The organism is Mycobacterium kansasii ATCC 12478 (genome assembly GCF_000157895.3).
Classification (GTDB): domain Bacteria; phylum Actinomycetota; class Actinomycetes; order Mycobacteriales; family Mycobacteriaceae; genus Mycobacterium; species Mycobacterium kansasii.
Genome location: NC_022663.1, coordinates 237,833 through 262,148, shown reverse-complemented (window position 1 = coordinate 262,148; position 24,316 = coordinate 237,833). Strand labels below are relative to the sequence as shown.

Below are 24,316 nucleotides of genomic sequence, written 5' to 3'. Positions count from 1 at the left end.
GGGTGGATATCGGGCGACTCGTCACGCGTTACGCCCGCCGTTTCAGTCGGGTGCACGCCGGCGTGCACTCGGTGTCGTCGCCGTTGGGCGCGTGGTTGCTCCTCGCCCTGGCCGCGCCGGTTGCGCGCGGTCGGGTCCGAGACGACATCGAGGACGTGCTCGGCACCGACGCCGAGCATGCGCGCCGGGCGCTGGACGAACTGCTCGCCGACCCGCCGGATGTCATCCGGGCCGCGCTGGCGGTGTGGGGCTTCGACGACTGGCCCGGTGGTCTGCCGGCCGACGTGGATGTGGGCCCTGTCCCCAGCCAGGAGCAGGCCAATGGGTGGGCTCGCGACCACACCGACGGGTTGATCGAGCGTTTCCCCGTTGCCGTGTCGGATATGACGGCGGTGTTGGCCAGCGCGCTGGCGACCCGCATCAGTTGGCGTCGACCCTACGAGGTCACCGATGCCCGCGAGCTGCAGTCGCCGTGGAGCACGCGGCTGGCTGACGCCCTGACGCTCGGCGGCGCCGACGGTTACTTCACCGACATTGAGAAGTTGGGCAAGTTGGGCAAGTTGGGCAAGTTGGGCATTGGCGCGGTGCACCCCGCGGTCGGCAACGGTGACCTGCATGTGACGTCGGTGATCGCGAGCCGAGACGCTTCGTTCGAGGCGGTGCTGGCGGCCGCACACGACATTGCCCGGCGAGAAGCAACCGGTTCCACCGTGCGCCGACGTGCCTTAGCGGACATGACGCTCGGCGAGGGTGAATTCTGGACGATCACGCAGGAACATCGGCCCGGCGGTGAGCAGGTCCGGGTGGTGTTGCCGGCGTGGCAGGCCACCTCGAACCACGACCTGACCGCCGACCCGGGCCTGGGTTTCGCCGCGGTGGGACGGGCACTGGCAGCAGCGACGACGACGTCGCCCGGGATCCCGGACATCAGCGCCCGGCAGTCCGCGGCAGCCCGCTACGGCCGGTGGGGATTCGAGGCGGCCGCTGTCACCTCGGTTGCCCTACGCAGCGCGGTGGTGTCGTCGGTGCCGTCGCGGTCGGCCACGCTGCGTTTCGGTCATCCGTACGCGGTGGTGGCAGTGACCGGTGCGCGTCGGCGCGGTGATCCGTGGGCGGGCGTGCCGGTGTTCGCCGCGTGGGTGTGCGAACCCGCCGACGTCGCGGCGATCGGCTAACCAGCCGTCATTTGGGCTGCCGCCATTCGTTGATTTTGCGGCCCAGCGAATCGGCCGCGCTCGTGGCGGCACGCCCGACGCCGTCGACGAAGCCGCCGAGGCCGTCGCGGATGCCCTTGATCAGCGGGTCGTCGGATTGGTCGAATCCGTCGCGGTAGTGCCGGGCAGCCTGGCCCAGGTCGTCGGTAAACGAGGACTTGTCGTCGTCGGCTCGGCGCGGATAGTCGCCGGACATCACCTTGCCGTAGCCGCCGGTGTCCACCCACTTGTTCAGGGCGGCGGCCCGCAGCACCGAGAACGGATGTGTCTGCAATTCCAGGTTCAGCAGCTTGAGCAGCCCGTCGCGCATGTCTCCGGAATGTGCGTACTCCCGCGCCTGGGCCAAAAAGGCCTCGGAATCGAGCTTGTCCAACCGGCCACCGCCGGCGAGCTTCATCTCGACCCGAATCGCGGTGTCCAAGTCCTGGCTGCACAGCAGCCCGGCCCGGTCTCCGGACAGCTCGGATTTTCGTTGCCACTCCAGCAGGGCGGCGATGATGGCGCGCAGCGCCCAGCCGCCGACCGGTACCACGCCGAACGACCGTGCCAGGCGCATCAAGTGCATCATCATCGTGCGGTACACCGCGTGCCCGGACAGCGCGTGGCCCAGCTCGTGACCCACGACGAATCGGAGTTCGTCGTGGGTCATCAAGTCGTAGAGCGCGGAAGTGATCACGATGAACGGCTGCTCCATCCCGATCGTGTAGGCGTTCACGATCGGCGACTGCACGACGTACAGCTCGGGCTTGGCCGGCGCGTCCAGAACGTCGGCGCATTCGTCCAGCAGGGCGTCGAGGTCAGCGAATTGGCGCGGCCCGACGCGGGCGGCGCTGGCTAGGTAGAGCAGCCGGTGTTGGCGCTCGCGCAGCATGCCCGAGAGGAGTTTCAGGATTTGGTCGAAGCCTTTGAGGCGGCGCAATGCCGATAACGCGGTCCGGTCGGCGGGATGCTCCCAGGCGCGCGAGCTGATGCCGGGGAAGGTCGTGCGGGTGGTGGCGGGTGTCTGAGACATGGCGCTCCCCTCGGTGTTCCGTATCAGGATACGGAGGCTGGCGCGGGGCGCCATTGAACTGAATGTGGGCAGGCTGTAGGCCGGCTTTAGGCCGGTGCGTCGGCGCTGACCCATCCTGGGGTGGCGGGCGCACCGGTGCCGACATCATGCCCCATTGCTGCTGCGCGCTGGCGACCCAGATATGCGGGATGACGACGCATCTCTTCGAGGAGTTGACTTTCCCGCCGCTGGGCCGCAATCCAAGCCGGGTGTGACTCCAGACTGATCACCGTTGCCCCTGATGCCTTCGCCACGATTGTCCGCTCCTCTCATCCCAACGACTCAGGTTCACACGGCGCTGTGCAACGTAAAGTTAGGATTCTTAGCAAACCTGTGATCAAACCGTGTCTTTAGATAAGAATTAGCCATGAATTTCCGGGGGCACCCCGCGTTTCCGCAGGTCCGGCGCCGGCGGCGGCCCGCGGGCCGGTCACCGGACGACGTCGTTGCATTGCCGGTGGATCCGAAAACCGGCAGTTGATGATGCGCGTTGCCCGGTCCTGGGGCGAATTGTTATCGGACGCAGCGGAAATCCGCGGAGACGTCAATTTGTGTAGTTCGTGGATTCACTGCGTGAGCAGGGCGACCGCACTCCAAGGTCTACGGCCCGGATGACGCGGATTGGGCTGGGGCAACCATGCGACTGCGCGCATGGATTTGGGCAACCGGTGAAATCGATTTGCGGCCGCAAACAACGATTCCGATTCGGTTACTCGCCAGCCGAGGCTTTCGAAGAAGGCCAGCCCGTTATCGGGCGCGAATGTGAAGGGCGCATTCTCCAGCATGCCGGCCATCCTCTTGTTCATCATCTTCTTCAGACCCGGACCGGCGAAATCGAGCATCCACCACCCGACTTCGGGTCGGCGTATCGCTTCCGAAAGTGCAACGACGTCCTGCTCGTCGAGATACATCAGCAAGCCCTCGGTCAGGACCAGTGCACGGGCGGCACCGTCCAGGGCCTCGGCGAAAAACGCCTCGCGGGCAAGCGGGTCGGCCAGGTCAACGGCGCTGCGGGTCAGTTGGCATCGCGGTGTCTGGTCGGCAAGCAATTCGGTTTTTTCGGCCAGCAACTGCGGCAAATCGGCTTCGATCCATTGCAAATGAGATGGCAGATTCAGCCGATACGGTCGGGTGTCCAGTCCGGCGGCCAGGTTGAGCACTCGGTCACAGCCGTCCGCGATTGCCCGGGCAATGGTGTCGTCGATGATTTTGGTGCGGGCGACCAGCCACCAGCCATTGCGAAGTGTCCACGGGGCGTGCCGGACAATCGTGCGGCCGTGCTGGCCGGCCAGGCGCTGGGCAAGCGGGTCGCTGAACAATGCGTCGGGCCGGGAAGATTCGGTGGCCCGATGCAGGGCCGTCAACCTGGCCGTGTCGGAAACATGCGTAATGACGTGCCCATCGCCGGACTCAGAGCCTGACATAGAGGCGTTATAGCATCCCCGGCGAAGTCCGCCGCGATTCGCAAGCAAATAGGATCTGGCGCATCTGCCGCGGCGCTGACGGGTCGGGTACCGTGCGCTCATGCCCGATCGCAACCGCCGATTTCTGCTCCGTGAACGACCGACCGGACGCATCGGTGCGGACACCTTCGAACTCAGCGAAGCGCCGGTCCCCGAAATCGCCGACGGGGAGGCGCTCGTCCGCGTCGACTGGATATCGCTCGATCCGACGAACCGCGCATGGATCAACGACATGCCGTCCTACCTGCCGCCGGTCGGTATCGGCGAGGTCATGCGTGCGGGCGGGCTCGGTGAGGTCATCGCGTCGAAAAATCCCAGATACCCGGTCGGTCAGACGGTGCAGGGTCTTGTCGGCTGGCAGGAATACGCGGTGGTCTCGGACGCGATGCCGTTGCTTCCGGTCGACGTCGCCGAGGGCGTCTCCCCCAGCGCTTACCTCGGCGCACTCGGGATGACCGGGCTCACGGCGTGGATCGGGATCCGCGACGTCGGCAGGCCGCGGGCCGGCGAGACGGTGGTGGTGTCGGCCGCCGCCGGAGCCGTCGGCTCGGTTGCCGGCCAGCTCGCCAAAGCCGACGGGGCGCGCGTCGTCGGGATCGCCGGAGGCCAGGAAAAGTGTGCTTTGCTCACCGAACAGCTCGGCTTCGACGCTGCTGTCGACCACCGGGCCGACGACTGGCCGGCACAACTGGCCGCGGCCACTCCCCACGGCATCGACGTCGACTTCGAAAACGTCGGCGGCGACATCATGGACGCGATCTTCGCGCGCCTCAACGTCGGCGCGCGCATCGCGTTGTGCGGTCTGATCTCGGGTTACAACTCGGCCGAACCGCCACCCGGACCTCGGGCATTCGCCAATCTGCTCGTCCAGCGGGCGACGCTGCAGGGCTTCATCATCCTCGACCACCTGCACCGCGCACCGGAGGCGATCGCGGAGATTTCCGGGCTTATCGCCCAGGGCAGGCTCACGCCACTGGAAACCGTCGTGGAGGGCTTCGAGCAACTGCCCACGGCGATCAACATGCTGTTCGACGGCAAGAACATCGGCAAGCTCGTGGTCAAGGTGTCCGGGTAACCCGGTCGATCGCGGTTTAGCGCGGTACGGCGCGGGTTGTCCAGGGCTGCTATCGTCCCTGGCTTATGCCTGAGATGGATCGTCGTCGCATGATGCTGATGACGGGCTTCGGAGTATTTGGCGTGCTAGGGGTGGCGAATCCGGTCCCCAGGGCGCATGCCGACCCGTCCCGACGCGGCGCAGCGGTGGGACGAACGCCGATGCCCGCGGCGCCGGCACCCAATGGCCAGTCGACCAACTACGTTTTCCACGACGAGTTCGACGGCCCGGCCGGTTCGGCACCCGATTCGTCGAAGTGGACCATAGCCCGGGCGCGCGAACAGATGAAGGATCCGACGTACTGGGAGCGGCCCGAGAACGTCGGGCAGTACCGCGACGATCGCCAGAATGTGTTCCTCGACGGCCATTCCAACCTGGTCATCCGGGCCGCGAAAGACGGCGGGACCTATTATTCAGGCAAGCTGCAGAGCCCGTGGCGGGGCGGCATCGGCCACACCTGGGAGGCTCGCGTCAAACTCGACTGCCTGACCGCCGGATGCTGGCCGGCGTGGTGGTTGTCCAATGAAGACCGCGGCGAAATCGACATCCTCGAGTGGTACGGCAACGGCAGCTGGCCGTCGGCCACCACCGTCCACGCCAAATCGAATGGCTCCGAATGGAAGACGCGCAACATCGCGCTGGACAGTGGGTGGCACACCTGGCGATGTCAATGGGATGAGACCGGGATGCGGTTCTGGCAAGACTATGTCGACGGCGCGCAGCCGTACTTCACGGTGGCGGCGCACTCGCTGCCGGACTGGCCGTTCAACGATCCCGGCTACACCGTGGCTCCGGTGCTGAACCTCGCGGTCGCCGGCTCCGGCGGCGGCGACCCCGGGCCGGGCAGCTATCCAGCCCAGATGCTCGTCGACTGGGTGCGGGTCTGGTAGTCACAACGTCTCGACCACGAGGACTTTCGACGGGTCCCGGGGATCCACCCGCACCGGCACCTCGGCGCCGACCGCGAGATGCGGGGCCGTCGCCAGCTCAAGCGCGATGCGCCGCGTCGCGCGGTACGAATCACGTTCTGGCAGTTGCACATCCAGTTCCAGCTCATGCCAGGATCCCAGCGTTGTGGTCGCGACGTTGCGGCGGATCCCGACGATTGTGGCCATACCCACCAAGCCGTCGCGCAGCAGCCGTTCCCGGTCGGCGTTGAGCGTGGTGAGTTCGGCGAACGCGTCCACTGCCCGCTGCTGGTCAGCACGCGTGACTCGTTGGCCCGCAGCGGCTTTCCTCGCTCGCCGCAACCAGTTCATGTCCGTCAGGGTACGGCGCCGTCCGGTGATCGTCGATCTGGCCGGCCAGACCCGGGAACCGGCGCGGGCCGGAACACAGTACCGTTGCCGCATGTTTCGCATGACGGTCCAGGACGTGTTCTTCATCCGCGGTCGCGGGATCGTGGCCACCGGCCGCGTGGAATACGGGCAATTACGCGTCGGCGACGAGGTGCGGATCAACGACGGACCCGGGGTGCGGGTCGACGCCATCGAGGCGTTCCGTAAGAAGCTGGATACAGCGACCGCCGGTGACAACGTCGGCCTGCTCTTCAAAAAGCTGAGCAACCGCGACCTGGCCGCCGGGGACGTGATCACCTCGTCGGCGGGTGTGTTTCTGGCGTAGCGCCAGGTCTTCCCGGACCCGCCCGCCGGCGTCCGGTCCGGCGGCCGGCGCGCATTGTTGGGATCGGTAGCGACCTCACGGCCCTGTACTTGTCGCAACGACGACGCCACCGAGGCGGCGCCTCACGCGAAAGGAAGAGCCCATGAACATCATTCCCGCCGGCATCGAAGAAAAGATCAACCGCGTCGATCGCCAACCAAGCCTGGCGATCGGCATCAGCCTCGGCTTGCTGGCGGCGTGGTCCTTCTACCGGGTGATCTGGCTGCTGTACCTTTCGATGACGTTCGGCTGGTTCATGGGCTCGGTGGCTTTCCAGTTCGTGCTGTGGACCGTGACCGGCGCCATCGCGGCGATCGCGGCTACCGGCTTCCTGACCCGCTACTTCAAGGGACCCGGCGCTGACCATTGATGGCTCGCGGCGACGAACCGTGCCGGACCCAGGTTCGGCACGGTGCCGTCTGTAGGCAGGTCAGCGGTTGGAGATTCGGCGCAGCGTGCTGTCGAAGAGGGCATCGAAGAGTTGCTGGTGCCCAGTGCTGGCCGTGCCGCTCAGAATCAGTCCCGAAGTGCGCGCGTAGGAGTAGTAATCGGTCCGGGCGGCGTCCGGCTCTCCGCCAATGGTTGCGGTGATCGAGTACCGGAACCGCTGCGGTCCGTCGGCGGAGTGCGAATCCTCGAGGATGCGCACCTCATAGGAGCCGACGGCGGCGCTGCTGAAGCGCAGACACCGTGATACCAGGCCGGTGAACGTGTCGAATCCGGTGGGATCGAATTCGCGACCGACCATGAGCCGGATGTCTCGACGGTCGGCGACCTCCGGCGGATCGGCGGGGTCATGGCCGAACACCTCGGCCGCATCGAAAGCGCCCGTCGAGGCGACCCCCACCACCGCGAAGCATTCGACGGGGCTGAAGCCTAGGCCTTCGTCGGACACGTGGTACCTGAAGTACCCGAACGTATCGGACAGTTCTTTGATATCGCTGACGGTCCACGAGGCAGGAAAATCGCTCGATTTGGGCAGCAACTCCGCCAGTTGTTGGTCGCTCAACGAGGCCAGCTTCGGTGCGAGTGAGCGCGGGGCCGCGGGATTGCTATGCCGCCAGGCGCTGAGCACCCCGGGTGCGGTGATCACGATGGCGGCCGCCGCCAGCACGCACAGCGCGGCCGCGATCACCCATGGCCGCTGCGAGAGCCGGTTCATAGCGCGCGTAGCCGTTGCAGCGTTCGGCCGGCGAGCTTCTGCACCAGATCGAGCTCGGGACCCTCCATGTAGATAGTGCATTCGAGTAGTACGCCGCGCACCGCGTAATACGTGACGTGGTAGGTCGACGAAGGGTCGCGGCTACCGATCGTGGTGAATGTTCTGGTGACTGTGACGGCGGCATCGGCGCCGGCGGCCGAGTGCGCTCCCACCTGAGTGGTGACGGTCCGATGGTTTTTGACCCGGCCATCGAAGAAATAGTTGGTGACGCGATAGGAGCCGCAACGGCTCAGCCAATCCAGGTAGTTCGCGATCCGTGCCGCCGCGTCCGGAACGACCCAGATGGCGAAGCGGGCATTGGGTCCGTGCTCGCGGCCTTCGCCGGTCGCGGCGAAGTCGGCCGCCGCCGCGTCCTGCACGAATAGTTGGGCGTAACGGTCGACCTGGACGTATGCGGCCAACGCACCCCCGGCATGGTCCAGGAGCTTGGGAATGTCGCCGCAGCTGCCCGGTTCGTAGGCCGCTGCCGGGTCCTGATGAGGCGCCGCACTCAACGCCCCAGGATCTGCTGTCGCGGCTCGCCGCAACCGCCCCGTCAACGAATATCCCCAGTCGGACGGGAAGTCGGCGCCGGCGGGCAACGCAGTCGCCAGGTCCCAGTCGGTTCGCGATGCCAGGTTCGCCGGGGCGGTATCCGAGCGGGGAGCCGTCAGCACCAAGGCCGCACCGCACGCGGCCAGCACGGCAAGAGCGACGGCCCCTACCAGCCGGGCCCATGGTTGGCGGCGCGCAGTACCGGGTCCTGCGGCCTGGGATCCCATTCGCGACTCCTCCCGCGGGCCGGCCGGTGCGACGTCCGCATCGCCACCGGGGTCGCCGGCGTAACACTATCGCGGCCGCCCAGCCGTCAATCCGATCGACACAGTGCTCCGTTTCGGCAAAAACGGCTGCTACGGCGTCGTGGTCGACGCGGCATCGATACTCCGATGTCACGTCAGTCGCAGGTCGAAGGCAAGCTGGGACCGCCGGACCAAACTCGCGAAACTTATTCCGGTGGGCCGGCGCTGCGGCATTTCGTTACTGTCGGGCGTGAACCAACTCCGGGTGAAATCTGGCCACCATCCGACGTAATCCCTCGCGCCAGTCGACTGTGGTTGCGCTGCCGATGAGTTCGCGCATCCGGGTCACGTCGACGGGATTCCCGCGCAGCGCCCGATCGCTCTCGGTGAACAACGGCTCCTTGCCGATCAGGGTGCCCAGGTAGGCGCACCACTCCTGGATGCTGACAATCTGGTCACCGGCCCAGTTGACCGTGGTCGCCGGAATCGATGCCACCGCAAGCAGTTTCGGGATAGTGGCGATGATGTCATCCTGATGAATCGGGTTGTAGCGTGCCGGTCCGCCGGGCGGAACCGGGATCGGAATGCCGGCGAGCATCATCTCCATATGGAAATACGGCCAGCCGCCGGCGTCGCCGTACGGCACGTTGAGGCGGGCGATGGTAGTGGGTAGCTCCAGGATCCGTGCCGTCGACCGGGCGACCGCCTCACCGGCGATCTTGGAGATCGAATACGTGGGGAACAGAAACCGGTGGTTGTCGCCGAGGGCCGCACCCTCGGTGCGCGGCAGGTCGTCCGGCGGATCGTAAACGGCCGCTGATGAGCAGTGCAGGAACGCCTTGGCGCCGCGGCACCGCGCCATCAGCAGACCAATTGACTCCGCGTTGGCGCTCAGGTCCTTGTCCCAGTGACCGCTTTTGGCCACCGCAAAGTTGAGGACGTAGTCGAAGTCGGACGGGATCGCGGTGAAGTCGCCGGCGGCCAGGTTGACCGATTGGCAGCGGACACCGGCCTTCTCGAGGCCGGCACGGGCGGCGGCGTCGGCGAAGCGGGCGATGCCCCAGACCTCGTTGTCGGCCGCCAGGGCCCGGGCGACGGGTGCGCCGACCTGGCCGGTGACACCGGTGATCAGGATTTTTGAGTCGGGCATGACGGCGATAGTAAGCGGCTTAGCGCCTTGCGGGATCCGATCGGTCGGCCGGCGGTGCGCGCGCCTCGGCCGGATTCCAAGGGTTCGTCGCTGAGCGGCCCGCCGGGCCCCGCTCTTGCAGCCAATTGGTTTGCGAGGCAACGGTGTTCATCTTCATCGAGCCGGTGCCGGCTACATCGTGCTGAGCGCCCGGCGCCGCCGGCAACCCCGATCCGGTCCGGGAAGCCAAGACCCGCAGACTTTCGCGCATTCTGCTCATCGGCGCGGTAAGGTCCCCTCATGGCGTACCGGGGTCGTATCGACTTGCGGCTCGCCAGCCGGGTTCTGCTGCTGCAACTGGTGCTCGTGACGCTGACGTTGGTCGTCGCATTCGCGTTGTTCGCCCAGTTCAATCGGCACCGCCTAGACCTTCAGTACGGTGTTCACGCGTTGGACATCGCTCGTGTGGTGGCGTCGTCCCCCACGGTGCTCACCAACATCTCGCGCTACGACCAGAACCCGTTGGCCCCGAGCCCCGCATTGATCGACGAGCTGGCGACCGGACCACTGCAAAGCGTTGCCTCACGAGTCGAGCAACGTACCCATGTGCAGTTCGTGGTCATCGCCAACAACCAGGGCATCCGGCTTGCGCACCCGCGTCGTGACGAGTTGGGCGGCCGGGTCAGCACCGATCCCGCCGAGGCGCTGGCCGGACACGAACAGGTAATCCACCAATCCGGCACCCTTGGGCGGTCGATCGTCGCGAAAGTGCCTGTGGTGGAACCCGGTTCAAATCGGGTGCTGGGCATGGTCAGCGTGGGCATCTCCACCAAGGCGTTCGACGAGCAGTTCTCCAAGAATCTGCGGGTGCTGGCCCCGTTGGGCGGCGCGGCGCTGCTGATCGGTGTGGCCGGCTCGGTAGCTTTGGCCAGGCGCTGGCGCGGGCTGACCCTGGGGCTGCGGCCGGCCGAGATGGCCGAGCTGGTCCGCACCCAGGCGGCCGTGCTGCACGGTATCGGCGAGGGTGTCCTGGCGGCCGACGAAACCGGAAGCATCACCTTCGTCAACGACGAAGCGTGCCGATTGCTCGAGATCGCTAACGACGTGGGCCGCCGCATCGACCAGATCGGGCTGACCCCACGCGTTCTCGACGTGTTCACCGCGGCCGAGGCCGCTCCCACGCTGGCCACGGTCGGCCAACGCATCGTCGTGGTCTCGGCGCGAAAGGTATCCCGCGACGGCCGCGAGCTGGGAACGGTATTGGTGGTGCGGGACCGGACCGATGTCGAGTCGCTGACCCGCCAACTCGATGCGGTGCAGGTGATGAGCACTGCGCTGCGCGCGCAACGCCATGAGTTCGCCAATCGCCTGCACCTGCTGAACGGGCTGTTGCACACCGGCCACCTCGATGAGGGCTTGCAGTATCTGGAGGAGCTACTCGGGTCGGGTCCACTGGCGTCCGCGGTACCGGGCATCGACGCCATCCGGGACACGCACCTGCAGGCGTTCCTGGCGGCCAAGGCCGCGGCCGCCCGCGAGGCCGGAGTCACGCTGGGCATCGGCGAGAACACCTGGATTACCGGCCGGCTCGAGTTGCCCGTCGACGTCACCACCGTGGTGGGCAACCTGCTGGACAATGCGATCGACGCCGCCCGGGTGAGCCGAAACGCTCCCCGGGAAGTGGAAATCGAGCTGCTGCAAGAAGATTCGACATTGCATCTCACGGTGGCCGACAGTGGCGACGGTGTGGCACCCGAATTCGTCGAGCAGCTGTTCACCGAGGGCACCACGACGAAGCAAGACTCCGGAATACCGGGCGGGCGCGGAATCGGGCTGGCGTTGTCGCGACAGATCAGCCGTTCCCTGGGCGGCGATCTTTGGCTCTCGAGCCCGGGCGACCCGGCAGCACCGCTGCGGGGTGCAGAGTTCATCGCCCGGCTGCCGGGCGTGCTGGCCGAGGAGGGGCAATGGGTGGCTCAGACCTGAGCGTGCTGGTGGTCGACGACGACTTCCGCGTCGCCAACATGCATGCCGGGGTCGTTGCCGCGATGCCGGGTTTCACGGTGACCGGTACCGCCAACACCGTTGCGGCCGCGCGCGAGGCGCCTGCTGTCGACCTGGCGCTGGTAGACGTATACCTGCCCGACGGCTCCGGAATCGATTTCGTTCGCGAACTGCGTTCCGACAGCATGATTTTGACCGCGGCGACCGAAGCAGAGACCGTCCGCGCCGCCATGGCCGCGGGCGCGTTGAGCTACCTTGTCAAGCCGTTCCCGACCACCGAGCTCGCCGCGCGGCTGTCCGGCTACGCCCGCTACCGGAAGATCCTGGCCGGTGCCAACCTCAGTGCCCGCGACGTCGACGCGGCGCTGGATGCGCTTCGCCCCCGTCTGGCCCCCGCCCAGTCCTCGGCAACCGCGGCCTCCCCCACCAAACAGCTTGTGCTACAGGCATTGAAGACGTCACAGACACCCATGTCGGCGGCCGAGGTAGCCGCGGCCATCGGGATATCCAGAGCCACCGCACAGCGCTATCTGGCGGCGATGGCCTCCAGCGGCGACGTGAGCGTTGGGCTGCGCTACGGCGCGACCGGCCGGCCCGAGCAGGAATTCGCGGCGATCGTGTCGCGCTGAGCGGGTCAACCGGCCAAGATGGCGGCGGTATACGCGGCCCCGTCCAGCGGTTCGGGGCCTGGCCAGCCGGTGGTCGCGGTAAGTGAGAACTCGCGCAGGGTGGGTACCAGGTCATGTCGCACAGAACCGCCGTCGGTGAACGGCAGCACGGCGAGGTGGTATGCGGGTCCTTGTTCGGCCTTGACGGGGCTGCCCGCCTGCTCGATCAACCACGCGTCGAATTCCTCGCGCGGGCGAATCGGCGCGATCTCCAGGCCGGACGAGCGCCGTGGCGATACCCAGCAGTGGCGGCCGAACGGCAATCGTGACCGCTCGATGCTGCGGGACAACCGTCCCTGCTGCAGATGACGATGGAATCGGCGCAGGCCGTCGAAGTCGAGCCCGCGGTTATATACCCAGGCGCACTGCAGCAGGCCGGTGGCCCCTGTTGCCTGCTCGCCGAGGAACATGGCTTGGTCGGCCAGGTCAATGACATTGTTGATTTCGCCGGGACCCGGTGTCGGCGCGGTGAGCCAGTCACCCGAGGACCATTCTTTGACGCTGCAGGATGCAACCATGACTTTATTCCCGTCTGATTTCGGTCTGATTCGGAAATTATTTGGTCGCCGGATAATTGGGTCCGCCAAGAAATGGCCGATGGTGATTACACTGACAATCGACCGGCCAGTGGGCTCACCAGGCCAGCCACGGGTTAGTCATCGGAAAGAGGGCCAACAGTACGCTCTCGGCGGCGGCTTCATCGACGTCGGTGTAAGACTGGGCGACTTGCCTGAACGCGGCACCGGTTCGCACCAGCTCTTCCTGCGCTGCCTGGTTCAGTGCCAGCATCGAAGCTGCTTGGGTGTGGAAGGCCGTTACCGCCTGCGCTGAGACCTCATCCGCCCCGGCGGGAGCGAGGCCGGTCACCGAGCTCACCGCCGTGGCGCCGGCCTGCAGGGAGCGGGTACCCAGATCGGCCACCTGGCTACCGATGTCGGCCACCACCGGATCAAATGACATGGGCTGCATCGACGTACTCCTCGTTTGCTCGTGTCGAAGCCGTCTGCCCGGTGGGAAAGTGGCAGAACGGCAACTCGAGAATGGATATTCAATCCGCGCCAATTGAACTTTCGCGTGGTGATCGCGAATGTCTTCGGTGCTTGTGAGACCGAATTTAAGACGTCGCTGCTCTTGTGTCGCGCTTGTAGGCGATACCGGGCATAAGTGACGATTTCCAGCTTTTGCGCATTATGCTCAAGCCCGGCGCCGGCAGCCTGAGCCCGGTGATTTTCCCGCGCGATAGCACAGGCGGCATGGTGCGCTGCGTCACAATTGACCCCGGGGATTCCGGCAACGTGCCCGCTGGCGCCGCCACCAGCCGTCCTGAAAAGAAAGTGGCTGGCTAGGGCTCCGCGAGGCCTTAGAATTGAACAATCGTGCAGCGCAGCTGTACCGGAGTTTGCGGCAGCAGCCGCGCCACGGGCCCCGCTGATCGTTGAATTTCTAGGCGGTCACGACCACGGTCATGTCCGCGCACAAATACATAGGAGCAGCAGGCAAATGGACACCATGTCACACGACCCGTCGGCAGGCGACATCGGTTCGCAGTTGGTCGACATCGGCAGCCAGGGCATAAGCGCGGGCAGCACCGCGGCGATGACGGTGCTGACCGGCCTGATCCCCGCAGGCGCTGAGGAGGTCTCGGCGCAGGCGGTGATGGCGTTTGCGCAGGAGGCCGCCTCGATGTTGGCGTCCAACGTAGCGGCTCAAGAAGAGCTGATGCGGACCGGTTCGGCGCTGACCAACATCGCCCGGATGTACGGTGACGCCGACGACAGCGCCGCCGACGCCCTGGCCTTCCGTGGTGCGGCGATATCCCGCTCGGCCGCGGGTGGCTCCGGCGCAACGCTTGGCCCGGGACTCATGGGCCCCGGGGCAGTTCAGGCAGCGGCCGAGCCGGCCGTGCGCGCGCCGCTGATGTCGCAGGTGGTGGAAGCGTCATCCTCGCCGCTGGCCTCGACCGCCGCCAACGCCGGATCATCGGCGATGAGTGGCGCGGCCCCGCTGGGCAGCGGAATGGGCGGCGGCGCACCGGCCGGCGGTGCCTCAAAGGCAGGTCTGGCGTCAGCTACCGGACCTGGGGATCAGGACGAACGCGAACGCGACGAGCAGGCCGACGCGCAATCCGGTGAACGCCTGGCCTGACAAATTTGTCCGTCCCGCAGTTGTTGTTCGCTGGCTGAACCGCGCATCTGTGGCAGGCGTTCGACCCACTGCATGCGGTAGTGAACAGTCGCACATCACGGTTCAGTCTGCGGCGCTTCGCCGAACCGCGGCCCGCATCTCCTACGCTTGCGCTGTCCCGTGGTAGCGCAGGAAGCGAAAGAGAGGGTGTAGTGACCAACCCGGATATGGCCACCATCTTGCGGGAGATGAAAATCCCGGAGCAGTTGACCGGCAGCCAGGCGCTGCGCGACTTCTTGCTCATCTACATCGATGACCAGGAGTCGCTGGCGAACAATCCGGAACGACTCAAGCAGTTGAACGGCCTGCTCATCCTTTCGCACCTGGAGGTGGTCAACGCTCTCGGGTCGCTGGAAGCGGCCGCCGCTGAGCAGCACGTGGAGAAGTTCCGGAAAGAGATCAACCGAAAATACCGGAAACGCTGGTGGTTCTAGCCAGGATCTCGCATCGTACGGTGAGGTGTGCGCTGGATCGTCGACGGTATGAACGTGATCGGGAGTCGCCCGGACGGTTGGTGGAAGGACCGACACGGCGCCATGGTCGCGCTGGTGGACAGGCTGGACCGGTGGGCAGCTGAGGGGCAAGGTGCGGACGGTAACCACGTGACCGTGGTCTTCGAGCGACCCCCGTCGCGCGCTATCGGTTCATCGGTGGTCGAGGTGGCGTATGCGCCTAAAGCGGCCGCCAACTCCGCTGACGACGAAATCGTGCGGCTGGTGCAAGCCGACGCCCGACCGGATGCGATTGCAGTCGTGACATCGGACAAGGCGTTGACCGACCGGGTCCGGCGGTTAGGCGCTTCCGTCTACCCGGCGGAACGTTTTCGTGACCTCATCGACCCGCGCGCCATCGGATCCGCGGATCACGGTGGCCTTCAATGAGTACTCACGCCGCAGGGGCGGGGTTCAGCCAGGGCGACTCGTGACGCCGCAGCCGACGCGCGGCCCGTCGCTGGGTACGAGTCGCGTGGCCATTAAAGATCACTCACTCGCAACGGCGGGCCGGTGTAGTTCTCCGCCAGCCCCATTGCGGCGGCGTCGCTCGAGTACAGCCAGTGCAGCTGAGACCGCTGCAACTGCGCGTCGAACGGGTCTCCGGTGGTGTGCAACATGGTGGTCATCCACCATGAGAAGTGGGTGTATCGCCAGACCCTGCGCAGTGCGGCCGCGGAGTAGGCGTCGGCCAGTTCTGCCTGGTTCCGTCTAACCAACGCGCTCAGGGCGGGAGCGAGCAACGCGACATCGGCAATGGCCAGGTTCAGCCCTTTGGCACCGGTCGGCGGAAGGATGTGCGCGGCGTCGCCCGCCAGGAACAACCGGCCGTACCGCATTGGGGCCTGCACATAGCTTCGCATCGCCAGGACGCTGCGTTCCGCAATCGGGCCCCGGCGAAGCGACCAGCCCTCGATGCCGTCACCGAGTCGGCGTGCGAGGGCATCCCAGATGCGTTGAAAAGTCCAGGAAGCGAGGGTGTCGTGGTTGGAAACTTGCAGATACAACCTGCTCACCGTGCTGGAGCGCATGGAGTGCAACGCGAAGCCCTCCGGGTGCCACGCATAGATCAGTTCGTCGGTTGACGGTGCGACGTCGGCCAGGACTGACAACCACGAATAGGGGTAAGTGCGTTCCCAAACCTGTTTGGCGCTTTCGGGTACGGACGCGCGGCTGGGTCCGAGCGAGCCGTCGCACCCGACGATCGCATCGGTGTCAAGCCGGTGCGGTAACCCGTCGCCGTCGATGAATGTGAGATACGGCCGCTCCGTGTCGATGTCGTACAAGGCAGCGTCGGCGACCTCATAAAAAATGCTTTGACCCGCGGCCTCGCGGGCGGCAATCAGGTCGCGTTGGAGTTCGGTTTGTCCGTACACCCACACGCTGCGACCAACCAGGTCGACGAAGTCAAGACGTTGGCGTTCGTCTTCGCACTGCAGATAAATTCCGCCATGCTCGATTCCGTCTTCGGTCAGCCGCCGGCCCAGCCCCACCGACTGGAGGAGCTGGACGGAGCAGTGGTCCAGGATGCCGGCGCGGATGCGCCCTAAGACGTAGTCCTGGGAACGGGCTTCGAGGACCACCGAGTCCACGCCTTCGGCGGCCAACAGGTGTGACAGCAGCATGCCGGCTGGACCGGCTCCAACGATTGCGACCTGGGTGCGCACGGCCCAAGTGAACAACACAGTGGGCCGCTCACAAAAGAACGGGGCTGCCGGTCTCGGCCCTGACGGGTCGGCGAGCAGCAGGGCAACTGATCATTCGGATGGTCATCAGCAGGCGCTTCGGCATGAGGCGAATTGCGCATATCGCGTCGTCGAGCGTTCCCTCGTGGCTCAGGCAGGTCACGGAAAAGATGTGGCGCATTCTTTGCCGTCTCAGTAGTGCACTGGCGCAAGCGGTTTCAGAGCAACGGCCGCCTCGGATGGCTGTTACTTCGCACCTGGTGTTGCGTTAGCTTGCCCAATTCCGCATAGTGCGGCCGCGAAAAATGCCGGGCAGAAAGTGCTCAGTAAGAACAATAACAGATTGGCCGTCTACGATCATATGATACCGCCGCGCAATGGCGTGTGCGGGTGATTTCCTTTCGGACGTCGAGACCAGCCAATCGGGCAACTCCCCTTCCCAGATTTCGGCCGTCTCCTTGAACACCTCCAGACAACTGGCTACCATCAGCTCCCCAATGGGATGGTCTGTTTCCGTCAGTTTCCGCAGAATCGCCGTTGGCAGCAGATCCATTGCGATCAAGGCTTCTGCGGCTATAAATTCTTCGCCCGAACTAAGGCCTTTGAGTATTGTTTGGCGTTGCAAAATCCGGCTATCGGGTAGGCGCTCCAAGTCAGGTATTTCGGGCGCGGTGGGATGAATCTGTTGATTGATGATCTCCACGACGATCTCATCATCCGCGATGATCTTGAGGATCCTGGTAAGGGTACCGTTCGTCGCGAGAAGGATTTGCAGGTCGCGGTCGAGCTCTCGTATGTCTATGTCGGACAACATGGTTCGCGTCATATTTTCACTCCTGTCCCCGGCCCAATGCATTAAGTCCGCCGGGGGACTCGATATATTGGGCGCATTCTTGGCTTGCCGGGAATCGATAATTAACTAGAAACTGCCGCTACTAATAATTTCTGACAGATCATTGGGCAATCAGCGTCTGCAAGATTGACCCTTGCATGGTACGTCGCGGGGAGAAAGCTCGCAAGCTGGGCAATGGGCTAGCAAAGGTTGAACTCAACACCCGGCACCGGTGTATTTGACAACATCGACGGCTCGTGGGAAGCGACCTTCGGTCGCGTACAATCGGCCATCGGCGACCGCCGAAAATTGCGGTGCGTCATCGTGTGGCTTCTTCTTCGTCGTAGTCGGCGAGCACCTCTTTTGCGATCTGGAAGGCATAATTGACCTCCGGTACACCGACGTAGATCGCCAGGTGCATCAACAGCTCCTTGATCTCGTCATTGCTGAGGCCATTTCGTCGTGCGGCCCGAAGATGCATGGGCAGATAGTCGGGGTGGCCGCACGCTACCAACGCGCTCAACGTGATCATCGATCGGCTGCGCCTGTCTAGCCCGGGACGGGTCCACACGCTGCCCCACGCGTAGCGGGTGATCATGTCCTCGAAGTCGGATGTGAAGTCCGTCTTCTCGGCGATGATGCGGTCAACATGTGCATCGCCGAGGACTTCTCGCCGTACCGCAATGCCTGCCTCGTAGACGTTGTCCCGGGTGTTGATGCGGCTGAGTATCAGGTCCGCGACTTGCTCGGGCGCTTCGACGGGGGCTAGGTGGCCAACTTCATCGAGGACCTCCACCCGGCCGTCACCGACCCCGAATGCAATCTGGCGCAAAGATTCCGGGGGCGTTACCCAATCTTCGGCGCCTGCGATCGCCAGGACCGGGGTGGTGATGCGAGTCAGCCGGCCGGCGACGTCGAAGTCTGCCAGCGCTTCGCATGCCAGAGCATAAGATTCGGCGTCGGTCACGCCGAGCACGCCGAGCAATCGTGCGACAACGGCCGGTCGACGGTCGCGAAACCCGGCGGAGCACCAGCGCTTAGGCGCGCACTCTGCGAGCGCGCTGATGCCCTCTTCCCGAACCCGCGCCGCGCGGACCTTCCAATCTTCGGCCATGCCGATCGTTGAGCCGGTGCACAGCAATGTCGCGGAAGTCAGCCGGTCCGCCGCATCGAGGAGTAATTGAAGCCCGACCGCCCCGCCGATGGAAACCCCGGCGTAGTGAAAGGTGCGTGCACCGGCGATCTCGTCGGCCAACATCAACACCGCCTGCGCCAGCTCGGCGATGGTGAACGGTGATGTGGCGGTGGGGCTGTCGCCATGGCCGGGCAGGTCCCAGCCCACGACGTGCACGTAGTCGGCGAGCCGTTCGGCCGCGTCCGCCCACAGAGCGTTCGCCGTCGTGCCCAGCGATGGCCCGAGAAGTAGCACGCCCGCGTCGTGGGGACCGCCGAAATCCGTTGCGATCAGGCGTGGGACCGCCATGTCGCCTCCTTGACGTTCACATGTCGAAACTCGCTGTCGACCGAGTTGATTTTCCCAAAGTCGTCGGCGCCAGGCATTGAATTCGCTTGTTTCGGGGTATCCGCGCGGGGATGCTAGGCGTGTGACGCAGGGTATGTTAGCGGGCCTTGGTGGCCGATTGTTGGTTTGGCAGTTCAAACTTGGGTTGCTGGCCATCATCTGGGGTTGCAGCTTCTTGTTCATCAAAGTTGCTTTGGCGGATTTGTCGCCGGCCGAGATCACGCTCGGTCGCTGCCTGCTAGGGGCTCTTGCGGTAGCTCCTGGCGTTGCGGTGAGGCGCCTAGCGCTACCGCACACACAGCGATTGTGGATGCACCTTTTCGTAGCCGCCCTTTTCCTCAACACCGCGCCGTTTTCGCTGTACGGCTACGCTGAGCGGCACGTGTCTTCAGCAGTGGCCGGAGTGGCAAACGGGACGTCAGCGCTATTCACCGTGTTATTTGCGTTTACCGTTCTGCATGACGAGCGTGCGACGGTACATACCGTATTGGGGATCCTCATCGGTCTAACCGGTGTGGCGGTGGTTCTGCGGGTGTGGGACGGTGTCCATGCCGACACTGGCGGTGTGTTGGTGGCAGTCGCGGCAGCGGCCTGTCAGGGGTTCGGATGGGTGTACGTCCGCCATTTCCTCCGGCACACCGGTTATTCGCCCTTGGTGCTCACTGCCGGTCAGCTCAGCCTCGCCAGTGCGCAATTGATATTGCTTTGCCTGGCCACGGCGCCGCGGATTCCCACAATGGGCACTACCACCCTCGCTGCCGTTCTGGCTCTTGGTGTCCTGGGCACGGGACTTGCGTATGTCTTGCAGCACAGCATCATTCGTGATGCCGGCGCCACGGCTGCTTCCACCGTGACGTATCTGATCCCGGTAGTCGCTGTTACCGTGGGCGCCATATTTCTGCACGAGCCGGTTGGATGGAGTCTGCTCGGGGGCGCGGCGCTGGTATTACTCGGCGCGGCGCTGACGCAGCGTCGTCGGCCAGCCGGTTGATCGAGGGCCAGACCTGCACCGCCGGCGACCTTCCTGCCCATCGCCTGATAGACGTGATAGATACGCCAGCGACACCGGCGGTGGCCCTGATCCCGTTGATCGTGCGAATGGGCCGACATGCCGTGCTGGATCTGTTCAGATGTTTCCGGCGATCTCCGTTGACAGTCGCCGACAAGAGCGCGCGGCTGACACATCCACAGCAACCGATCCGGCTACCAGGTGGTCAGTGCTGGGCAGCCCGAACGTCAGCCGCTAACTGCGGCCAGCGCGGCGTCGTAATCGGGCTCTTGCCCGATTTCCGGTACCAGCTGGGTGTAGGCGACGTTGCCGTCGCCGCCGATCACCACGATGGCTCGGGCAAAGAGGCCGGCCATGGGGCCGTCGGCGATGGTGACGCCGTAGTCCTCACCGAAGCTGTCCCGAAACGCCGAGGCCGTCGTGACGTTCTCGATCCCCTCGGCACCGCAGAATCGCTTCAGCGCGAACGGCAGGTCTTTCGACACGCACACCACTGTCGAGCCGGTTGCGGCGGCACGCTCGTTGAAGGTCCGCACGCTGGCTGCGCATACCGGCGTATCGATGGACGGAAAGATATTCAGCACGACGGCCTTGCCGCGGAACTGGTCGCTGCCGACGGGCCCGAGATCGGCGCCGGTCAGCGTGAACGCCGGGGCCGAAGATCCGACCGCGGGCAGCTCGCCGACAGTGTTGATCGCATTACCGTGCAGGGTTATCTGTGCCATGGGCACAGTCTGCCAAGGTCGGGATTGGGAGTTGTGAGCAGGTCCGAAGACGGCGCGCATGTCCTAATTTGTGGGATATAGGGCGTAGACGCCATACCGCTGCCTGGCCAACACTGAATCCATGGTCCGCAAAGTGCTGATCGTCGGCTTCCCCGGGATTCAGGCGCTCGACGTCGTGGGACCGTTCGAGGTGTTCGCCGGCGCATCGCTGCTGACCCGGGGCGGATATGACGTCACGCTGGTCTCCCCCGACGGCCAACCGGTGACCACCGCGACCGGCCTTGCCCTGATGACCCAGCCGCTGCCCGACCCGAGCGCACCCGTGGACACCGTCCTACTGCCCGGCGGCGCCGGTGTCGACGCCGCGCGCGGCAACATCGAGCTCATGGACTGGATCAAAGCGGTCGCGGGCACCGCGCGCCGCCTGGTCACCGTCTGCACGGGCGCATTCCTGGCGGCGCAGGCCGGGTTGCTAGACGGCCGTCGTGCCACCACGCACTGGGCCTTCGCCGACCGGTTGGCCCGCGAGTTTCCCGCCGTCGAGGTGGATCGCGACCCCATCTTCATCCGCAGCTCCGAGACGTTGTGGACCGCCGCCGGGGTGACAGCGGGGATCGACCTCGCGCTGTCGCTGGTGGAGGACGATCGCGGCACCGAAATCGCGCAGACCGTCGCCCGCTGGCTGGTGCTGTACTTGCGCCGCCCCGGCGGCCAGACGCAGTTTGCGGCTCCGGTCTGGCTGCCGCGGGCCCAACGGCCCACCATCCGGCAGGTTCAGGAGGCCATCGAAACGCAACCAGGAGGCTGCCACCGCATCGACGACCTGGCGCGCCGCGCGGCAATGAGCCCGCGCCACTTCACCCGGGTGTTCACCGATGAGGTCGGTGAGGCGCCGGGCCAATACGTCGAACGCGTCCGCACCGAAGCCGCGCGCCGGCAACTGGAAGAGACCGACGACACCGTGGTGGCCATCGCCGCCCGTTGCGGGTTCGGCACCGCAGAAACGTTGCGGCGCAACTTTATTCGCCGTATCGGCATCCCGCCGGACCAGTACCGCAAATCCTTCGCCTAACACTTCAAGGAGGACCCCGATGACCCAAATCGCAATCGTCACCTATCCGGGATTCACGGCGCTGGACATGATCGGCCCCTACGAGGTGCTGCGAAACCTTCCCCACGCCGAGGTGAGGTTTGTCTGGCATGAAGCCGGGCCCATCACCGCAGACTCCGGTGTGCTGGTAATCGGAGCCACCCATTCGCTGACCGAAACGCCCACGCCCGACGTCATTCTCGTGCCGGGCGGACCGTCGACCCCGGTGCATGCGCGCGACGCGAAACTGTTGGACTGGCTGCGCGGGGCTCACCGGACGGCCAGCTGGACCACCTCGGTGTGTTCCGGTTCGGTGATCCTGGCAGCCGCCGGGCTGCTTAAGGATCGACGCGCGACGTCGCACTGGCTGACCCTTCCGGCGCTGAAGGCCTTCGGCGCCATCCCCGTCGCCGACGAGCGGATCGTGCGGCAGGACAACGTCATTACCAGCGCCGGTGTGTCCGCGGGGCTCGACCTGGCGCTATGGCTGGCCGGGGAAATCGGCGGCGAAGGTCGCGCCAAGGCGATCCAGCTGGCGATCGAGTACGACCCACAGCCCCCGTTCGACTCCGGCCACATGTCGAAGGCATCGGTTACCACCAAGGCCGCGGCAACGGCTCTACTGTCGAAGGACAGTGTCAAGCCGGCCAACCTGACGGCCACGACGATGCTGGCATGGCAGCAGACGCTGACAGCGGTCCGGTCGCGGCGGCGCAGGCGTCAGCCGGAGAGCAATATCAGTACGAAACTGTCGCTCCGAAAGCCTCGGCCACATGAGTCGCCGTGACGTCATGAGCCGTGGCAGTGAAGTTGTCGTCGAAGAAGCCCCTACTTTCAAGATGGGCCTCAATCCGCGGCAGCAGATACTTGTCGATTGGGCAGTCTTGCAGGAGGTAGCTGTCGAAGTGGCGCGCGATCGGGCTAGTGTCGCATGCGCCCAGGAAGGCACACTGAGTGCAGACCGACTCCTTGAGGCGCTTCTCTTCAGTGATCAGGTTTCGGTAGGTGGAGCCATCAATGATGTCCGCAATGGGCCTCTCGGTGATGTTTCCGAGGTCCCGGGGTTTGCGATAAGCCTCGTGACTCAGCGTGCCATCACGATCGATTTCGAGAACATCGTTGCCCAACAGCGCACGGTCTTGTGTCGGGCGCTCCAAGCCCAAACGCTTGAGGATCACCGTGCGCATGTACTGATCAAGAGGATCGACCCGGGGGGTCATACCGGCCGAGATCCACAGATCAAAAAACACCATCATCGCATCGAGAATGTCTGACTTGGCGACCGTGACGCCATCCATCGGACGCGTCGCCGGGCCGCTGAACAATGGCAGCAGCCGCGTCGGTTTGTTGAGTCGCGCGATCTCTTCGAATATCTGCCTGATCTGGCTTATCGTGTGGGCGGCCAGCACCGTGATGATGCTAAACGGCAGGCCTCTGTCTTGCAGCCGGCGCATGTTTGCGCGTACCGCCGCCTCAGTTGGACGGCCCCCTGCCGTCAATCGCACGCCTTCGGAGAAGTCGACCGAGACCCCAAGTTCGATTCCAAATTCTTCGAAGACGTCGAGGTGCTCATCGCGCACGACATAGAGATTCGTTTGCAGAACATTTCGCACCCGACGGTTTTCGATCCAATCTCTAGGGAAGACGTCCCGCTGAAGTGCAAAAACGCGCTCAAAATAGGTACGAGGTAACAGCGTCGGCTCGCCGCCGTGCCAAATGATGTCCAGAGGAATGTCGTAGCCGCAGCGCCGGGTCGTCAGCTCGGCGTAATCGCGGATGGCGACCAAAGCGTGTCGCCAGACGCCCTCCGGCATCCTCGTCGGGTCCGATAGGTGCTCCCACTCGTAACAGTATTTACACCGCAGATTGCAGAGCTTGGTGGTCTTGATTACCCATTGCATAGCAGCACTCTGGCGCAGTCCGAACGCCAACGCCCCCGTATTTGACTACCGACACAACTCGCGATCAGCCGGCATCAGAAAAAAGACTGCCCAATCGGGGATGCTTCCGGCGGCAGCGGTGCCACCGACCAGGCGGCCCTTCTCGATCACCAGCGACTTGCCGCATGCCAGGACGAAGGTGCCAGTGGGTGCTGGATCGATGGTCGTGCCCGCTGAGACCAATTCCGCGGCCGACGACGACCTGTGGGTAAGCGTGCTAACTCGGATTTCTTGCCCGTCCACGGTCTTAAGGGTGACGACACTCGGCCGGAAGCCGCTCCCGGCAGGCGTACCTCGATGTTCAACGAAAGCCTTAATGATGGACGCAGTGGTCGCTGACTTCAATGCCTCCGCGATAACCTTGCTGACAGCTGACTGCGTCGTCTCGTGCAAAATCGTCAAGTTACGCTCCTTACGCTTGGTGGCGGTGTGTCTATGCAGTCACATATGCGGCGTGCGCGCATTATACGGTCGCCGTTCTCAGCTATGAATAAATGCAATCATACACCATAGACGACATGCGTGCTCACGT

General features: G+C 64.9%; 27 protein-coding genes and 1 pseudogene. 13 read left to right on the top strand and 15 right to left on the bottom strand.

Annotation, left to right across the window (positions count from 1 at the left end; translation table 11 throughout):
* Positions 1-2: 2 nt before the first annotated feature.
* Positions 3-1,175 (top strand): hypothetical protein, encoded by a 1,173-nt coding sequence (locus MKAN_RS01185; protein ID WP_023364400.1) that lies wholly within the window; start codon positions 3-5, stop codon positions 1,173-1,175.
* Positions 1,176-1,182: 7 nt separating this feature from the next.
* Here the strand turns inward: MKAN_RS01185 and MKAN_RS01180 are convergent, their stop codons facing one another.
* The 3 genes from MKAN_RS01180 to MKAN_RS01175 form a co-directional block, all read right to left on the bottom strand.
* A complete protein-coding gene (locus tag MKAN_RS01180) occupies positions 1,183-2,226 on the bottom strand; it encodes a M48 family metallopeptidase (RefSeq protein WP_036395842.1) in 1,044 nt (347 codons plus the stop codon).
* An 86-nt stretch (positions 2,227-2,312) separates the two neighbouring features.
* Entirely contained in the window at positions 2,313-2,519 is a 207-nt protein-coding gene (locus MKAN_RS29085) for a hypothetical protein (RefSeq protein WP_080673969.1), read from the bottom strand.
* 312 nt (positions 2,520-2,831) lie between these two features.
* The gene (locus MKAN_RS01175) at positions 2,832-3,689 is read right to left on the bottom strand and encodes a class I SAM-dependent methyltransferase (protein WP_023364397.1); all 858 of its coding nucleotides are present in this window, start codon (positions 3,687-3,689) and stop codon (positions 2,832-2,834) included.
* Positions 3,690-3,789: 100 nt separating this feature from the next.
* Here MKAN_RS01175 and MKAN_RS01170 point away from each other — a divergent pair, with 100 nt between their 5' ends.
* Positions 3,790-4,803: an NADP-dependent oxidoreductase gene (locus tag MKAN_RS01170; protein ID WP_023364394.1), complete on the top strand. Its 1,014-nt coding sequence runs from the start codon at positions 3,790-3,792 to the stop codon at positions 4,801-4,803.
* Positions 4,804-4,868: 65 nt separating this feature from the next.
* On the top strand, positions 4,869-5,732 hold the full coding sequence (locus MKAN_RS01165) for a glycoside hydrolase family 16 protein (protein ID WP_036395771.1): 864 nt from the start codon (positions 4,869-4,871) through the stop codon (positions 5,730-5,732).
* On the opposite strand, the gene MKAN_RS01160 is transcribed toward MKAN_RS01165, so the two are convergent.
* Positions 5,733-6,101, bottom strand: coding sequence for a hypothetical protein (locus MKAN_RS01160; protein WP_023364389.1), 369 nt, complete (start codon positions 6,099-6,101; stop codon positions 5,733-5,735).
* Between the two features lie 91 nt (positions 6,102-6,192).
* Here MKAN_RS01160 and MKAN_RS01155 point away from each other — a divergent pair, with 91 nt between their 5' ends.
* Both MKAN_RS01155 and MKAN_RS01150 read left to right on the top strand, forming a co-directional pair.
* Positions 6,193-6,465, top strand: a complete 273-nt coding sequence (locus MKAN_RS01155) for an EF-Tu/IF-2/RF-3 family GTPase (RefSeq protein ID WP_036395844.1) — start codon at positions 6,193-6,195, stop codon at positions 6,463-6,465.
* A gap of 142 nt (positions 6,466-6,607) precedes the next feature.
* Positions 6,608-6,874, top strand: coding sequence for a hypothetical protein (locus tag MKAN_RS01150; RefSeq protein WP_023364386.1), 267 nt, complete (start codon positions 6,608-6,610; stop codon positions 6,872-6,874).
* 60 nt (positions 6,875-6,934) lie between these two features.
* Here MKAN_RS01150 and MKAN_RS01145 read toward each other — a convergent pair whose 3' ends face one another.
* The 3 genes from MKAN_RS01145 to MKAN_RS01135 form a co-directional block, all read right to left on the bottom strand.
* Entirely contained in the window at positions 6,935-7,666 is a 732-nt protein-coding gene (locus MKAN_RS01145) for a hypothetical protein (protein WP_023364384.1), read from the bottom strand.
* Positions 7,663-8,487: a hypothetical protein gene (locus MKAN_RS01140; protein WP_023364382.1), complete on the bottom strand. Its 825-nt coding sequence runs from the start codon at positions 8,485-8,487 to the stop codon at positions 7,663-7,665. Before MKAN_RS01140 ends, MKAN_RS01145 begins: the two co-directional genes overlap by 4 nt.
* Before the next feature lie 256 nt (positions 8,488-8,743).
* Entirely contained in the window at positions 8,744-9,655 is a 912-nt protein-coding gene (locus tag MKAN_RS01135) for an NAD-dependent epimerase/dehydratase family protein (RefSeq protein ID WP_023364380.1), read from the bottom strand.
* A gap of 279 nt (positions 9,656-9,934) precedes the next feature.
* On the opposite strand from MKAN_RS01135, the gene MKAN_RS01125 reads away from it, so the two are divergent.
* Both MKAN_RS01125 and MKAN_RS01120 read left to right on the top strand, forming a co-directional pair.
* Entirely contained in the window at positions 9,935-11,620 is a 1,686-nt protein-coding gene (locus tag MKAN_RS01125; protein WP_023364376.1) for a sensor histidine kinase, read from the top strand.
* Positions 11,602-12,267 carry a response regulator gene (locus MKAN_RS01120; RefSeq protein ID WP_023364375.1) on the top strand — a complete coding sequence of 222 codons (666 nt, stop codon included), beginning with the start codon at positions 11,602-11,604 and terminating at the stop codon, positions 12,265-12,267. Before MKAN_RS01125 ends, MKAN_RS01120 begins: the two co-directional genes overlap by 19 nt.
* 122 nt (positions 12,268-12,389) lie before the next feature.
* Here the strand turns inward: MKAN_RS01120 and MKAN_RS01115 are convergent.
* Positions 12,390-12,749, bottom strand: a pseudogene (locus tag MKAN_RS01115) (hypothetical protein); the annotation flags it as partial.
* Between the two features lie 190 nt (positions 12,750-12,939).
* Positions 12,940-13,275 (bottom strand): PE family protein, encoded by a 336-nt coding sequence (locus tag MKAN_RS01110; RefSeq protein ID WP_023364371.1) that lies wholly within the window; start codon positions 13,273-13,275, stop codon positions 12,940-12,942.
* 531 nt (positions 13,276-13,806) lie between these two features.
* On the opposite strand from MKAN_RS01110, the gene MKAN_RS32835 reads away from it, so the two are divergent.
* The 3 genes from MKAN_RS32835 (at position 13,807) to MKAN_RS01095 (ending at position 15,371) form a co-directional block, all read left to right on the top strand.
* Positions 13,807-14,451, top strand: a complete 645-nt coding sequence (locus MKAN_RS32835; RefSeq protein WP_023364370.1) for a PE family protein — start codon at positions 13,807-13,809, stop codon at positions 14,449-14,451.
* A gap of 191 nt (positions 14,452-14,642) precedes the next feature.
* Positions 14,643-14,924, top strand: a complete 282-nt coding sequence (locus tag MKAN_RS01100; protein ID WP_023364367.1) for a hypothetical protein — start codon at positions 14,643-14,645, stop codon at positions 14,922-14,924.
* Positions 14,925-14,951: 27 nt separating this feature from the next.
* Positions 14,952-15,371: an NYN domain-containing protein gene (locus tag MKAN_RS01095; protein WP_023364365.1), complete on the top strand. Its 420-nt coding sequence runs from the start codon at positions 14,952-14,954 to the stop codon at positions 15,369-15,371.
* A gap of 92 nt (positions 15,372-15,463) precedes the next feature.
* Here the strand turns inward: MKAN_RS01095 and MKAN_RS01090 are convergent, their stop codons facing one another.
* The 3 genes from MKAN_RS01090 to pcaDC all read right to left on the bottom strand — a co-directional run bounded on the left by MKAN_RS01090 (position 15,464) and on the right by pcaDC (position 18,981).
* Positions 15,464-16,648: a 4-hydroxybenzoate 3-monooxygenase gene (locus tag MKAN_RS01090; RefSeq protein WP_036395851.1), complete on the bottom strand. Its 1,185-nt coding sequence runs from the start codon at positions 16,646-16,648 to the stop codon at positions 15,464-15,466.
* A gap of 286 nt (positions 16,649-16,934) precedes the next feature.
* A complete protein-coding gene (locus MKAN_RS01085) occupies positions 16,935-17,492 on the bottom strand; it encodes a chorismate--pyruvate lyase family protein (protein ID WP_036395853.1) in 558 nt (185 codons plus the stop codon).
* A gap of 325 nt (positions 17,493-17,817) precedes the next feature.
* On the bottom strand, positions 17,818-18,981 hold the full coding sequence (pcaDC, locus tag MKAN_RS01080) for a bifunctional 3-oxoadipate enol-lactonase/4-carboxymuconolactone decarboxylase PcaDC (protein ID WP_023364357.1): 1,164 nt from the start codon (positions 18,979-18,981) through the stop codon (positions 17,818-17,820).
* Between the two features lie 133 nt (positions 18,982-19,114).
* Between pcaDC and MKAN_RS01075 the strand changes: the two genes are divergently transcribed.
* Positions 19,115-20,011 carry a DMT family transporter gene (locus MKAN_RS01075; protein WP_036395855.1) on the top strand — a complete coding sequence of 299 codons (897 nt, stop codon included), beginning with the start codon at positions 19,115-19,117 and terminating at the stop codon, positions 20,009-20,011.
* A gap of 245 nt (positions 20,012-20,256) precedes the next feature.
* On the opposite strand, the gene tpx is transcribed toward MKAN_RS01075, so the two are convergent.
* On the bottom strand, positions 20,257-20,754 hold the full coding sequence (gene tpx, locus MKAN_RS01070; protein ID WP_023364353.1) for a thiol peroxidase: 498 nt from the start codon (positions 20,752-20,754) through the stop codon (positions 20,257-20,259).
* A 121-nt stretch (positions 20,755-20,875) separates the two neighbouring features.
* Between tpx and MKAN_RS01065 the strand changes: the two genes are divergently transcribed.
* Positions 20,876-21,826, top strand: coding sequence for a GlxA family transcriptional regulator (locus MKAN_RS01065; RefSeq protein WP_023364351.1), 951 nt, complete (start codon positions 20,876-20,878; stop codon positions 21,824-21,826).
* Between the two features lie 19 nt (positions 21,827-21,845).
* Positions 21,846-22,631: a DJ-1/PfpI family protein gene (locus MKAN_RS01060; RefSeq protein ID WP_023364348.1), complete on the top strand. Its 786-nt coding sequence runs from the start codon at positions 21,846-21,848 to the stop codon at positions 22,629-22,631.
* Here the strand turns inward: MKAN_RS01060 and MKAN_RS01055 are convergent.
* Both MKAN_RS01055 and MKAN_RS01050 read right to left on the bottom strand, forming a co-directional pair.
* Positions 22,582-23,745 (bottom strand): radical SAM protein, encoded by a 1,164-nt coding sequence (locus tag MKAN_RS01055; RefSeq protein WP_023364346.1) that lies wholly within the window; start codon positions 23,743-23,745, stop codon positions 22,582-22,584. The two genes, MKAN_RS01060 and MKAN_RS01055, sit on opposite strands and share 50 nt — an antisense overlap.
* 45 nt (positions 23,746-23,790) lie before the next feature.
* The gene (locus tag MKAN_RS01050; protein ID WP_023364344.1) at positions 23,791-24,186 is read right to left on the bottom strand and encodes a hypothetical protein; all 396 of its coding nucleotides are present in this window, start codon (positions 24,184-24,186) and stop codon (positions 23,791-23,793) included.
* Between the last annotated feature and the right edge of the window lie 130 nt (positions 24,187-24,316).

What these genes read in the sequence shown, in the direction of transcription:
- MKAN_RS01180 (WP_036395842.1), bottom strand. Translation starts at nt 2,226, where the DNA reads ATGTCTCAGACACCCGCCACCACCCGCACGACCTTCCCCGGCATCAGC.
- MKAN_RS01175 (WP_023364397.1), bottom strand. Translation starts at nt 3,689, where the DNA reads ATGTCAGGCTCTGAGTCCGGCGATGGGCACGTCATTACGCATGTTTCC.
- MKAN_RS01170 (WP_023364394.1), top strand. Translation starts at nt 3,790, where the DNA reads ATGCCCGATCGCAACCGCCGATTTCTGCTCCGTGAACGACCGACCGGA.
- MKAN_RS01165 (WP_036395771.1), top strand. Translation starts at nt 4,869, where the DNA reads ATGCCTGAGATGGATCGTCGTCGCATGATGCTGATGACGGGCTTCGGA.
- MKAN_RS01160 (WP_023364389.1), bottom strand. Translation starts at nt 6,101, where the DNA reads ATGAACTGGTTGCGGCGAGCGAGGAAAGCCGCTGCGGGCCAACGAGTC.
- MKAN_RS01155 (WP_036395844.1), top strand. Translation starts at nt 6,193, where the DNA reads ATGTTTCGCATGACGGTCCAGGACGTGTTCTTCATCCGCGGTCGCGGG.
- MKAN_RS01150 (WP_023364386.1), top strand. Translation starts at nt 6,608, where the DNA reads ATGAACATCATTCCCGCCGGCATCGAAGAAAAGATCAACCGCGTCGAT.
- MKAN_RS01145 (WP_023364384.1), bottom strand. Translation starts at nt 7,666, where the DNA reads ATGAACCGGCTCTCGCAGCGGCCATGGGTGATCGCGGCCGCGCTGTGC.
- MKAN_RS01140 (WP_023364382.1), bottom strand. Translation starts at nt 8,487, where the DNA reads ATGGGATCCCAGGCCGCAGGACCCGGTACTGCGCGCCGCCAACCATGG.
- MKAN_RS01135 (WP_023364380.1), bottom strand. Translation starts at nt 9,655, where the DNA reads ATGCCCGACTCAAAAATCCTGATCACCGGTGTCACCGGCCAGGTCGGC.
- MKAN_RS01125 (WP_023364376.1), top strand. Translation starts at nt 9,935, where the DNA reads ATGGCGTACCGGGGTCGTATCGACTTGCGGCTCGCCAGCCGGGTTCTG.
- MKAN_RS01120 (WP_023364375.1), top strand. Translation starts at nt 11,602, where the DNA reads ATGGGTGGCTCAGACCTGAGCGTGCTGGTGGTCGACGACGACTTCCGC.
- MKAN_RS01110 (WP_023364371.1), bottom strand. Translation starts at nt 13,275, where the DNA reads ATGCAGCCCATGTCATTTGATCCGGTGGTGGCCGACATCGGTAGCCAG.
- MKAN_RS32835 (WP_023364370.1), top strand. Translation starts at nt 13,807, where the DNA reads ATGGACACCATGTCACACGACCCGTCGGCAGGCGACATCGGTTCGCAG.
- MKAN_RS01085 (WP_036395853.1), bottom strand. Translation starts at nt 17,492, where the DNA reads ATGACGCGAACCATGTTGTCCGACATAGACATACGAGAGCTCGACCGC.
- pcaDC (WP_023364357.1), bottom strand. Translation starts at nt 18,981, where the DNA reads ATGGCGGTCCCACGCCTGATCGCAACGGATTTCGGCGGTCCCCACGAC.
- MKAN_RS01075 (WP_036395855.1), top strand. Translation starts at nt 19,115, where the DNA reads ATGTTAGCGGGCCTTGGTGGCCGATTGTTGGTTTGGCAGTTCAAACTT.
- tpx (WP_023364353.1), bottom strand. Translation starts at nt 20,754, where the DNA reads ATGGCACAGATAACCCTGCACGGTAATGCGATCAACACTGTCGGCGAG.
- MKAN_RS01065 (WP_023364351.1), top strand. Translation starts at nt 20,876, where the DNA reads ATGGTCCGCAAAGTGCTGATCGTCGGCTTCCCCGGGATTCAGGCGCTC.
- MKAN_RS01060 (WP_023364348.1), top strand. Translation starts at nt 21,846, where the DNA reads ATGACCCAAATCGCAATCGTCACCTATCCGGGATTCACGGCGCTGGAC.
- MKAN_RS01055 (WP_023364346.1), bottom strand. Translation starts at nt 23,745, where the DNA reads ATGCAATGGGTAATCAAGACCACCAAGCTCTGCAATCTGCGGTGTAAA.